The organism is Streptomyces sp. NPDC004610 (assembly GCF_040609715.1).
Taxonomy (GTDB): domain Bacteria; phylum Actinomycetota; class Actinomycetes; order Streptomycetales; family Streptomycetaceae; genus Streptomyces.
Genome location: NZ_JBEXLA010000020.1, coordinates 163,222 through 172,617 on the forward strand (window position 1 = coordinate 163,222; position 9,396 = coordinate 172,617).

Sequence of the window (9,396 nt, forward strand, 5' to 3'; positions counted from 1 at the left end):
GGCATGAGCCAGCCACAATGCCGTATTAGTACGAGATTCTTGACCTAGTCGATGTTCCCGTGCCGGAGGCCGGGCGCACCGAGATCCGTCCCTGTGGCGACTGGGGTGCGTCGCGGAAGCAGAAGGCACGTTCACCGACGCGTGGGCGGTCGCCCCCTTCGAGCGGTGGGCACACGCAGCAGAGCCACCTCGCGCAGCCGGGCCATGTCCCGCACGATGGTCTGCCGTGATTCGGTGGAGATGATCCCGTCTCTCCGCAACTGGGTGAGGGCCGGGTGGACGGTGTCCGTGGCGCACGCGGTGAGGGCCGCGAGTTCTGGCTGGGACAGACACACATCGATCCGTACCGTGTTCGGGTCGGGCTTCCCGTAGGGCCGGGCACGCTCCCCATACGTCTCCGCGAGTTCGACGAGAATGCGCGCCAGCCTCACCCGCACCGGATAGCGGCCCAGTTCCAGCCGCAGGCGGTCGGCTCGGCGCAGTCTGGCGGAGAAAATGCGGTTGAGCGCCAGTGACGCTTCGGGGTGATCGCGGAGGAAGGGCTCCCATTCATCGCGCGGAACGATGGTGGCACACGCATGGCCGCACGAGGTGACCGTGGCCGATCGAGGGCCTGCCCCCATCGCCGTGCCCTCGCCGAGCACGTCCTCGCCGATTCTGATGTCGACCAGCGATTCCCGGCCACGCTCCAGCCGGACGGTCACCTTCACCACGCCTTTGTGGAGGACCAGCAATTCCTCTGCGCTGTCGCCCTCGTGGAGGAGTGCCTCTCCGGCCACGTAGGGGCGTCGGCTTCCGAGCTGGATGAAGTCCCTGCGCGCTTCGGGCGACAGGGTGTGGAGGAAGGTCGCGCGACCGCGGCGGTTCGAGACGTGCGTCATCTCTACAGCTCAGCACCCGGTGCCCGGAGAGCAGAACGCTTCTACCCGGTCCTCCGGTGCGACCGAGGCACACCAGGGCGCACGCAGCCGCGCACGCCCGAGACATCTGGGCGGGCGCTGCCGGGCAGGTCCCGATCAGCTCCGTTCCCGACGGACCTGGCCGCTTCAGGGACCGCCGAGGAGATGATCACAGTGATGCTCTCGGAGAGAGCGTCCAAGTGAACCCGGGCGGACATGGCCGCAGGATCCATGCTCACGACCCCAGGCGGGCAACGCCCGCACCGTCCCCCACCCGTGTCCGATGCCTATAGGCGGCCCAGCAGGGCAGTACGCGGCCAGTGCGCGCCCCCAAGCGTGAGTGCTTCGCGGCCTTCGAATCCGGTCCGGACCCAGAGGCATGACGTCGAACACCACCCCACACGCACCGTGTTCCGCAAGGGACGACTCCCCACCCACCTCAGCCTGAACCGCACCCATCCGCGGACGTGCAGACGCCCAGGCAACCCCGAATCACCTCAGAAACCAGACAAGAGGCCGATTCCCCCTCTACCCGAACCCGACCCGGCCCCCCACAATCCCCGGTACCGATTCCCCCGTCGCCGCGAAGCCCATCCATCCACGCACCGGCACGACCCGGCACCAGGAACGCGACCGCACCACCATCGCCGCTCCCCCGACGGGCCGCCCGTGTGACCGGAGGTGTCTCATGACCACCAGCCACGAGGTTTCCATCCCGGTCCTGGACAGCGACGGAGGTGACCGGCTGTACGAGCAGATCGAGGAACTCCGCACCACCGGGCCCGCCACGCGGGTCCGGCTGCCCCAGAACGTCATCGCCTGGTCCATCACCCGCGGCGATGTCGTCAAGCGCGTGGTCACCCATCCCGACATCACCAGGAACGCCCGTGGCGCCTGGCCCGGTTACCAGCCGGGCGCCGTCCCCTGGCTCTCCCCCTGGCTCGACGTGCACTCCATGGCCACCTCCGAGGGGGCCGAGCACACCCGGTTGCGGAAGCTGATCAGCCCCGCTTTCGCACCGCGGCGCATGGAGTCGCTGCGGCCCGCGATCGAGTCCGTCGTCACCGACCTCCTGGACGACCTGGAGGCCCTGGACACCCTGGAGGGCGGCGCCGCGGTGGATCTGCGGGCGCACTTCGCGCACGGGGTGCCGACCCGGGTGATCTGCGATCTCTTCGGCGTTCCCGAGGACCAGCGCCCCGACGTGCTCTCCGTCGCCGACGCGATCCTGGCCACCGATGTCCCCCAGGAGGAGTCGGAGCGGGTCGCGACCGGGCTGGTCACCGTCATGCACCAACTCGTGGAGGCGAAGCGGCACAAGCCCGGCGACGACATGACCAGTCTGCTGCTCACCGCCCACGAGGGGGACCGGCTCAGCGAGCCGGAGCTGATCTCCACCCTGCTCCTGATGATCGGCGCCGGGAGCCAGACCACGATCGCGCTGATCGGAAACGCCGTCCGGGCCCTTCTCACCCACCGTCAGCAGCTGAGCGCGGCCCTGGCCGAGCCCGCCCGCTGGGCCGATGTCATCGAGGAGACCCTGCGGCTCCATCCGCCGGTCGTCCATCTCCCGCTGCGGTTCGCGCTCCGTGACATCGATCTCGGCGAGGGCGTCACCATAGCGGCCGGGGAGCCCATCCTCATCGGCTTCGGCGCGCACGGCCGGGACCCGTCCCTGCATGACGCCGCGCACAGCTTCGAGATCGACCGCGTGGACAGAGACCATCTGGCCTTCGGTTACGGCATCCACTACTGCCTCGGCGCTCCGCTCGCCCGCTTGGAGGCCGCCGTGGCGCTGCCCGCCCTCTTCGCCCGGTTCCCGGACATCGTCCTCGCGGACGAGGGCAAAACTCCGGCCCCCCAGCCGTCGTTCATCGGCAACGACGTCCTCACCCTGCCCGTCCTCCTGCGCCCGGCGGGCCGTACGGCGCGATGATGCGTCAGCGGAAAGGGACCGACCGGGACGGGTCAGGAGAAAAGCCAGGTCGGAGGTCGGCCAAGAGGCACGGGGAGCCGACGATGGGACGACCGCTGCGCTGACGTCCGGGCGGGGCCTCATGGCAGCAGCACATGGCCCGGCACGGCACCCCGCTCAGGTCCCGGGGAGGATACGGCGCGTTTCGTAGGCCCACATCGCGATCTCGACCCGGTTGCGGGCGCCGAGCTTGGCCATCAGGCTCGCCAGATGCGTCTTCACCGTGCTGAGGCTGATGTGGAGTGCGTCGGCGATCTCGGTGTTGGTCAGCCCGCGGGCGACGGCGAGGAGCACCTGCTCCTCACGGGCGGTGACGGGGGAGACCGGCTGGGCCGCGCGCCGCCCGGCGGGCAGGTCCGCGAATGCCTGGAGCAGACGGACGGTGACGCTGGGGGCGATGAGCGCCTCACCGTCGGACGCCGACCGTACGGCCTGGGCCAGAAGGTCGGGTCCCGTGTCCTTGAGGAGGAATCCGCGGGCACCGGCACGCAGCGCGCCGTAGACGTACTCGTCCAGGTCGAACGTGGTGATGACGACCACGGCGAGCGGGTCGGCGACGCCGGGGCCGGCGATCAGCCGGGTGGCTTCGAGCCCGTCGAGTACGGGCATGCGGATGTCGAACAGACAGACGTCGGGGCGCAGTTCGCGGGCCAGCTGTACCGCTCGGTGTCCGTCGGCGGCCTCGCCGACCACCTCGATGCCGGGCTGGGCGTTCAGCATGATCCGCAGCCCGGTGCGGATGATGGCCTGGTCGTCAGCGACGAGGACGCGAATGCCCACGGTCACTCCTCGCTCTCGGCAGTTCGGCTTCGACATGCCAGCCCTGGTCGGCGCACGGGCCGGCTCGTAGTCTGCCGCCGAGCAGGGCAGCACGCTCACGCAGCCCGGCGAGCCCGTATCCGGCAAGGCCGTGTCCGGCGGGCCCGTATCCGGGAAGTCCGTCTCCAGCAGGCCCGTGTCCAGCAGGCCCGTATCCGGGAAGCCCGTATCCGGCGGACCCGGGTCCCGCCCGGCCCCGGCCGACCCGCCGACCGTTGTCGCGCACACTCACCCGTACCGTGTGCCCTTCGGCGGTGACCCGGACGACGACCTCGGTCGCGTCGACCGCGTGGCGCATCGCGTTGGTCACCGACTCCTGCACGATGCGGAAGACGGCCGCGTCCACGGCCGGGGGCAAGGCGTCCAGCTCGCCGTCGAGTCCCAGGTCCACCCTGAGGCGGCCACCCGGGGTCCGCACCAGGCGCTCCAGATCCGCGACGCCGCCCGGCGGCGCCAGTTCGGCGCCGACGCCGCGGTCCCGCAGCGCGGCGACCATGGCGCGCATGTCCTCCAGCGTGCGCGCCCCTTCCTCCTCGACCCCCTCCAGCGCCTCGACGGCGGCGGACGGGTCGGTGTCCGCGAGCACCCGGCCCGCCTGGGCGATGATCACCATGGCCGACACATGGTGGGCCACCGTGTCGTGCAGTTCCCGGGCGAGTTGCTCGCGCTCGCGGGAACGCACCTGGTCCCACTGCCGCTCGCGAGCGAGAACCCCGAGCCGTACGGCAGCCCCGACCACGCCGGGCAGCAGCAGGAAGACGAAGACCGCGACCTTCTCGACGACCGGGGTCCCGTCCGTGACCGTCCCCAGGGTGCAGGCCGCGAGGATCACCGCGCCGCCGAGCACGATCTCCCGTCCCGCCCCCCACCGGGCCAGCGCGTACACCAGCACGATCACGACCGTGCCGGTGGCGAGGCCGACCGACTCGCCCGGTGCCGCGACGAGCGAGGCCACGTGAAACAGCATCGCCGAACCGAACGCCAGCGTGACCACCGCCAGTGGCCGCGTCCGACGCCACAAGGGCAGCAGGCACAGCCAGACGGCGAACACCACCGCCACCGGCCGCCACACCACGTGCTCGCGCAGGGTGGCCTCCAGCACCACCCCGCCCAGGCCGACGGCGAGCAGCGCCCAGTCCCGCCACACCCGGGCGGGCGCACCGGGCGGCCGGGGTTCGCTCCACAGGGTTCGCAGGTCGTCTCGCAGCACGGTGCTCAGCCTAGGCACCACACCGCGCCGCGCATCGGCCGAAAGGACGGGGCGTCACTCCGCCCCGGGGCCGACGGATCCACGGCCCGCGAGCCGATGCGGCGGAGCGCCCTGGCGACGAGCCTCGGCAGCGGCGGCCGTACCAGTGCGGCCGACGACGTGGTTGGAGGACCCGATGCTCTCGAAAGCCCTGTTGCGCCTGGGCGCAGGCGCCGCCCGCCATCCCTGGCGGGTGATCACGGCCTGGCTGATCGCCGCCGCGCTCGCCGTCCTCGCCGCGCTCGCCTTCGGCGGGCGGACCGCGGACTCGATGACCGCTCCGGGGCTGGACTCCCAACGGGCCGCGGAACTGATCGAACGGGCCGGTACCGGCCAGGAGGGGATGACCGCCCAAGTGGTCGTCACCCCCCTCGACGGCGGTACGACGTTCCTCGACCACGGCAGCGCGCGCACCGCTCTCACGCGGCTCCAGGCCGAGGTGGAGCGGCTGCCGCACGTGCTCGGCACCAGCGACCCGGCGGGGGCCCTCGACGCGGGCGGGGACACCGCCGTACGCGGCGGTCTTGTCTCGACCGACGGGCGGATCGCGGTCGTCCGGGTGCAGTATCCCGACCAGAGCCGGCTGTCGGGCGAAGACCTCGACGCCCTCGTCGGTCTCGGCGACCGGCTGCGCGCGGAGTTGCCCCTGCGCATCGAGATGGGCGGGAACCTCTTCTACGCCTTCTCCGAAGCCGGCGGCGGCGTGAGCGAGCTGATCGGTCTCCTCGCCGCGGCGGCGATCCTGTTCCTGGCGTTCGGTTCGCTCGTCGCCGCCGCGCTGCCGATCGGCATGGCGGTCTTCGGGCTGACCATCGGAGTGGCCACGATGACCGTGCTGGCGGGGGTGACGGACGTCCCGGCCTTCGCCCCGGTCCTGGGCAGCATGGTCGGGCTCGGAGTGGGCATCGACTACGCGCTGTTCGTGCTCGCCAGGCACCGGGAGTACCTGGCGCGCGGGCTCGCTCCCCACGAGGCGGCGGGGCGGGCGGTGGCCACGGCGGGCCGGCCCGTCGTCTTCGCCGGTGGCATCGTCGTCGTGTCGATCCTCGGCCTCGCGGTCGCGAACGTGCCGTTCGTGACGGTGGGCGGGCTCGCCGTCTCGATCGTCGTGCTGACCATGGTGGTCGCGTCGGTGACACTGCTGCCGGCCTTCCTCGGCGCGGCCGGCCCACGCCTGACCCGGACCGGCCGGGCTGGCCGGATTAACCGGACCGGCCGGGCTGGCCGGGCTGGCCGGATCGGCCGGGCGCTGCGGACGGGGAAGCCGGGCCGACCCGCACGGCGACGGGACACGACGGCGGGGGGCACCGCTCCCGCCGCCGGTTGGCGGCGCTGGATCGGCCACGTCAGCCGCCACCCGCTGCCGTACGCGATCGGCGCGGCGGGGCTGCTGCTGACCGCGACGCTGCCCGTGCTCGGCCTGCGCGTCGGCCTGCCCGACGACGGCTCACAGCCCCACAGCCGTACCGAGCGCCGCGCCTACGACCTCGTCGCCGAGGGGTTCGGCCCGGGCACCAACGGTCCCCTCGTCATCGCCGCGGACCCGGCCGGTGATCCGGGCGTACTGGACCGACTCGTCACGACCGTCTCGGCGGATCCGGGCATCGCCTCCGTCGCGCCGACGCACATCGACCGGGCCAGCGGCATCGCGACCCTCGTGGTGTTCCCGACCACCAGCCCCCAGGACAAGGCCACGGCCGACACCATCGCCCGGCTGCGCACCGGCGCACTGCCCACGGCGATCGGACACGGCCCGGCCAGGGCCCACGTCGGCGGCGCCACCGCGAGCCTGTCCGATGTGGGCCAACGCACCAGTCAACGCCTGCCGTTGCTCGTCGCCGCCGTGCTGGCGATGTCGTTCCTGCTGCTGGTGCCGGTCTTCCGCTCGATACTCGTACCGCTCAAGGCGGTACTGCTGAACCTGCTGAGCATCGGCGCGGCCTACGGCATCATGGTCGCCGTCTTCCAGTGGGGCTGGGGAGGCGCACTCATCGGGCTGGAATCGACGGTTCCGATCGTGTCGTTCATCCCGATGTTCCTCTTCGCCATCCTGTTCGGCCTGTCGATGGACTACGAGGTGTTCCTCCTCGCCCGCATCCGCGAGGAGTACCTGCGCACCGGCGACAACAACACGGCGATCGTCGAGGGCGTCTCACGCACCGCCCGGATCATCACCTCGGCCGCGCTCATCATGGTGGCGGTCTTCCTGTCCTTCGCCGTCGCCGAGGACCCCTCCACCAAGATGTTCGGGCTCGGCCTGGCCACCGCGATCTTCATCGACGCCACGGTCGTACGCATGGTGCTGGTACCGGCGACCATGACACTCCTCGGCCGAACCAACTGGTGGCTGCCGAAGTGGCTGGACCGGATACTTCCCCACGGCCCGGTGATCACGGACGGCACGGGCGGCACGGATGACACGGAGGACACCAACGGCACGGGCGGCACGGGCGGCGCCGACGGCACGGACGACACCAACGGCACCGACGGCACCGACGCGGAATCCACGGGTAAGACCCCGCGTCCACGGCTGGCTGACCGCCGCGCCAAGCTGTGAGCTTGCGACCGCGCCACCGCACGTCCGGCCGGATGAGGGGTCGGCCGGACGGGCCCGCGTACCCGTGCCTTCATCAGGACGGGGATGAACTACGGCCTGTCCGCGGCCCGGCCTGGCCTGGGGCCAGGATGAACGCCGACGGGATCCCCCCTCGCCGCCAACCGCAAGCGCCCCCGCAGTACCGGGCACCCGCAAAACCGCAGCTCAGGAACCCTTCCCCTTCCCCACCGGCTCCAGAATCACCACGCACTCCAGATGATGCGTCATCGGAAACAAATCAAACGCCCGCAGCACCCGCACCCGATACCCCCCCTCCCGGAAGTACCCGAGATCCCGGGCCAGCGCCGCCGGATCACACGCCACATAGGCGATCCGCCGCGCCCCCAGCCCCACCACCTGCTCCACCGTCTTGCGCCCCGCCCCCGCCCGCGGCGGATCCAGGACGATCAGATCGACCTCTGTGATCCCGGTCCGCGGCAGCACCGCCTCCACCTTGCCCTGCTCGATCCGCACCCGGTCGAAGTCCGCCAGATTGTGCCGCGCGTCCTCCACCGCCCGCTTGCCGGACTCGATGCCGAGGACCGCGCCCTTCTCCCCGACCCGGTCGGCCAGCGCCCCCGCGAAGAGGCCCACCCCGCAGTACAGGTCGAGCGCCATGTCGCCCTTGCGCGGCATCAGCCCCTGCATCACCGCCGTCACCAGCGTGTCCGCCGCCTTCGGATGCACCTGCCAGAAGCCACCGCTGCCGACCCGGTACGTACGGCCGTCCGCGCGCTCCCGGACAAAGGGCCGGCCGTGCACCCGGTGCACCCCGCCGTCCTTCTCCCCCACTCGCATCACCGACACCGGCCGGTCCAGTTCCACGATCGGCAGCCGCGCACCCTCCCGCGGCGTCAGAATGACCTGCCGGTCCTGCGACCCCGTCGCCGCGATGGCCTCCACCGACTCCATACCGGTCCAGTCCCGCTGCTCGACCCCCAGCTCGTCCACACCCTCCGCGGCGATCATGCAGTGCTCGACCGGCTCGACCTCGTGCGAACGGTGCCGGCGCAGCCCCGCCCGTCCCGTCCCCGCGTCCACCGCGTACTGCACCCGCGTCCGCCACCGCGGCACCTCGCCCGCCGGCAGCTTGTCGCCCTCGGCCGGCATCACCGTGCCGTCCCACCCGGCCTCCTCCGGGGTCAGCCCGGCCAGCCGCTTCAGCTGCTCGGTGAGCACCTCGCCCTTCAGCCGCCGCTGCGCCCCCGGCTTCGCATGCTGCCAGTCGCACCCACCGCACCGGCCGGGACCGGCGTACGGACAGGGCGCCTCGATCCGGTCCTTCGACGCCTCCCGCACCTCGACGGCGTCCGCCCGCAGATACCGCGCCCCCTCCTCGCCCTCGGTCACCCGCGCGACCACCCGCTCGCCGGGCAACGCGTGCCGGACGAACAGCACCTGCCCCTCAGCGGTCCGCGCGATGCAGTGCCCCCCGTGCGCGACGGGCCCGACCTCGACCTCGTACTCGGCCCCGACCAGCGATTTCCTAGGTTCTGCCTGCATGGCGGGACGACTCCAGTACGTGAAGGGGGGAGAGAAGAGCGAAAGCCGACGGCGAGGCCGCACAACAGCCCACCAGTCTACGTCCCCGAACCGCCCCGCTCCGCCCCACGCAGCAGCACCCCAGCCCACTCCCCCCCCTCAGCCCACTCCCCCCTCAGCCGTCAGCCGTCAGCCGTCAGCCCGGATCCACGCCCCCGCCCCCGCCCCCGCCCCGAGACTCCCACTCCCCACCCTCAGCCCTCAGCCCGCATCCACGCCCCCGCCCCCGCCCCCGCCCCGAGGAGACTCCCCCTCACCCTCCCGCCCCGTACCCCGCGCCCCCGCCGACGACCCGGTCCGCGGCCCGGCCGCGGAC

Annotated in this window: 6 protein-coding genes; 2 read left to right on the forward strand and 4 right to left on the reverse strand. The window is 72.1% G+C overall.

All coding sequences use genetic code 11. The features are described from left to right. Positions 1-131 precede the first annotated feature (131 nt). Complete coding sequence (locus ABZX40_RS22885; RefSeq protein ID WP_355740961.1) at positions 132-881, reverse strand: Crp/Fnr family transcriptional regulator; 750 nt, start codon at positions 879-881, stop codon at positions 132-134. A gap of 706 nt (positions 882-1,587) precedes the next feature. Between ABZX40_RS22885 and ABZX40_RS22890 the strand changes: the two genes are divergently transcribed. Next, positions 1,588-2,835, forward strand: a complete 1,248-nt coding sequence (locus tag ABZX40_RS22890; protein WP_355740960.1) for a cytochrome P450 — start codon at positions 1,588-1,590, stop codon at positions 2,833-2,835. Between the two features lie 156 nt (positions 2,836-2,991). Here the strand turns inward: ABZX40_RS22890 and ABZX40_RS22895 are convergent, their stop codons facing one another. Continuing rightward, positions 2,992-3,654: a response regulator transcription factor gene (locus tag ABZX40_RS22895; protein WP_355740958.1), complete on the reverse strand. Its 663-nt coding sequence runs from the start codon at positions 3,652-3,654 to the stop codon at positions 2,992-2,994. Then, positions 3,629-4,903: a histidine kinase gene (locus tag ABZX40_RS22900; RefSeq protein ID WP_355740956.1), complete on the reverse strand. Its 1,275-nt coding sequence runs from the start codon at positions 4,901-4,903 to the stop codon at positions 3,629-3,631. Before ABZX40_RS22900 ends, ABZX40_RS22895 begins: the two co-directional genes overlap by 26 nt. Positions 4,904-5,078: 175 nt before the next feature. On the opposite strand from ABZX40_RS22900, the gene ABZX40_RS22905 reads away from it, so the two are divergent. Beyond that, positions 5,079-7,499, forward strand: coding sequence for an MMPL family transporter (locus tag ABZX40_RS22905; protein ID WP_355740954.1), 2,421 nt, complete (start codon positions 5,079-5,081; stop codon positions 7,497-7,499). Positions 7,500-7,703: 204 nt separating this feature from the next. Here the strand turns inward: ABZX40_RS22905 and ABZX40_RS22910 are convergent, their stop codons facing one another. Continuing rightward, complete coding sequence (locus ABZX40_RS22910; protein ID WP_355740952.1) at positions 7,704-9,041, reverse strand: class I SAM-dependent RNA methyltransferase; 1,338 nt, start codon at positions 9,039-9,041, stop codon at positions 7,704-7,706. Between the last annotated feature and the right edge of the window lie 355 nt (positions 9,042-9,396).